The 2,833-nt window shown below is 34.1% G+C and carries 1 protein-coding gene; it reads left to right on the top strand.

The annotated features are described in order from the left end of the window. Positions 1-2,764 (top strand): phage minor head protein (locus IJI93_RS02235; RefSeq protein WP_292819274.1); only part of this gene is annotated, 2,764 nt, incomplete at its 5' end. Positions 2,765-2,833: the final 69 nt, after the last annotated feature.

Below are 2,833 nucleotides of genomic sequence, written 5' to 3'. Positions count from 1 at the left end.
TGATGAGTTAGGTTTATGGGATTTGTTTGATAGTAAAAGCATACCTGAAAAGGATAATGCGAAACAATTCTATCAGATGATTTCTGATTTAATTGACACTCAATTGAATGAGAGTATTAGTTGGTTAAGCTCTGATGAAGCACGTGATTTATTCCTTGAAGATGCTCGTATTGAGAAAGAAATCTTTGATGCATTGGAAGATGCATGGGATACTATCTTTGATACTCATTATGAAAATGTTGATGATCTATTGGATGCTATTTATGATGAAGGTAAAAAACAAGGATACAGTAATATCAAGGAGACACTTCGTTATACTGATGCGGATATTCAAGCTATCCGTTTAGCTAAAGATTATAATTATGATTTAATCCGAAACTTAACTGGTGACCTGCAAACTACTGTTAAGAATAAGATATTGCAAGGCATTATCATGGGTGAAAATCCATACAATCTTGCAAGGACTTTAGAGAAAGCAGGTGTAACTCCATTGGATGGTTCACCTTTCACTGCAAGGCAAAGAGCCACAATGATTGCTAAGACTGAAACCAGTCGTATGCAGAATACTGGAATGGTCCAATCTTATTTGAATGAGGGTTATACTCAGGTTAAGATTTTAACTGCTGAAGATAATCAAGTCTGTACAACTTGCTTAGAATATGCATATCACTTTAATAGTAAAACTAGAACTTTCGTTGACCGTGGAAAAGAACGAGTTCATAATATTGTTGATTTAATCAAAGGTGGGGAATTCCCTCCGTTTCATCCGTTCTGCAGATGTACTTATTTAACTGTTTGGGAAACCAAACAACCAGCTCCGGATAATCCTCCAGTCATTAATTTAACTCCTTTATCTGTGAACATTCGCAAGGCCGAAGAAGAATTACCTGAACCTACAAAGGAACAATTGTATAGGAATCTTCGTCCTGGTGAACGTGAGAAGTATAATAATTATAAGGCTAATATTCCTAAGCAAAAGGAATGGTTACAGAATAATCCGGATGCTCCTGCTGAAGAGATAGCTAAACATCAGAAACGTTTAGCTTTCTTGGAGAAGAAATTCTTGGAGTTGAAGAAGAAAGCTTTAGGTAATGATGCACATCCTAAACCTAAAAAGGAAAAGCCGGTTGAAAAACCTAAACCTAAAACTCCTGAACCAAAACCAGAACCGGAACCTAAACCGGAACCTGAGCCTCCTAAACCTGAACCTTTACCAGAACCAAAATATGATGAAAAAGTTTCTGACTTGAAAAAGGATTTACCAATATCTGAAGAAACTTTAGATGATATATTGAAATGGTCCAATAAAAGAGTTAAAAACCAAACAATATATGGTTATGAATTTGACCCAAAAACTGGTAAATTAACTAGTGATGAAATCAAAGGAAAAAGAGGAACTATCAGATTCAAAAGTGATACTTATTCCAATGTTACTTCAAATACAATAAGAACCATTCCAAATAGTGAAGGTCAAACATACATTAGTGCAAATGATATTAAACATGCACGTGTCTTATCTGGAAACGACCATATATTCATTTCTAATAAGGAAGTATGGTATGTTCATGCAGAAGAACAATTAGATTTCTTCACTATCAGAGGCCAAAGAGAAATCAATGATATCTTTGATAAAATCAATTCTGAAGTAACAAATAAACTGGTTGAAGCAAGAAGAAAAGGAATTGTATCCAGTGACCAAAAAGCTATTCAAGAATTTGTTAATCGTGAAACTGGTAATGCTATTCTCCGTGAGTTCAATACTAAAGAATGGCATGACAGGGGATTCAGTATTCGTAGAGGAATTCGTGAAGATTACAAAGAACCTCGTCAAAGGAAACCCTCTAAAGAATCTCAAACTAAACAAACTCGACCGACCTCTGAATTAACTTATGACAACTTGAAAACTCCTGAAGATGTAGCAGCATTCTATGGTATGGATTATGAAAGAGGGACTGACAGTAAAGGTAGACCAACTCAAAAGTTCATAGATCACTTAACTTATAAGGACCCTAAAACTGGTAAAGTAATTAACCATGATGTTAAAATTACCTTTGATGCTTATTTCACTAAGAATACTGGAGCTAAAAAATATATTGATTCAACTAACTCTGGTAAATGCGCTTATGATTTGAAAGAAGTTATTAAGATTTATAAAGAAGTTCCAGATATTTATAAATTCTCTACAAGGGGAATTAATTTTGTTAATGAAAATAAAAAACGTTTTTTAGGTTATGCTCGATGGTCTGATAAGGAAGTTAGGATACTTCCATTAACTCTTAAACAAGCTAGAGATGTAAGGGGTAACCTTAGACAAACTATGTATCATGAATTGAATCATTGTCTTGATTATAGTCTTATTCCTAAAGAATATGCTGATATAATCCATAAATCTAACCCTACTGTTGAAGAAAGATTAAATCTTTCTAATGCTATGAGTTATCGTCATTACGGTATTTGTGATACTGATGAATGGAAGAATATAGTTAAGAAGGAAGAGAAATGGTTACGTGATAATGGTTATCCTGTAGAGCATGCTTCTTGGTATGGTGATGGTTGGGATTATGTTGACATCTCTGAGAATTGGGCTGAAACTGGCGCTATGGCTGCAATGGATGATTTGACTGATAAAACCAATGCAGTATTGCAAAGAAGGAATACTTCTTATGTGTATTGGGATGAGTGGATTAAGTTGCATAAGATTACTTATGATTGGGCTGTGGCTAAATGGAGAAGTCTTAAACCAACTGACTTTACTTACATCTAAAAATATTTATAGGATGTTGTGTATAACTTATTAATAACTATTAAATATGGTTGGATTATATCATGCTTG

The organism is Methanobrevibacter sp. (assembly GCF_017431965.1).
Classification (GTDB): Archaea; Methanobacteriota; Methanobacteria; order Methanobacteriales; family Methanobacteriaceae; genus Methanocatella.
The sequence above is the reverse complement of the archived record's forward strand: the minus strand, read 5'-3'. Positions and strand labels throughout refer to the sequence as shown.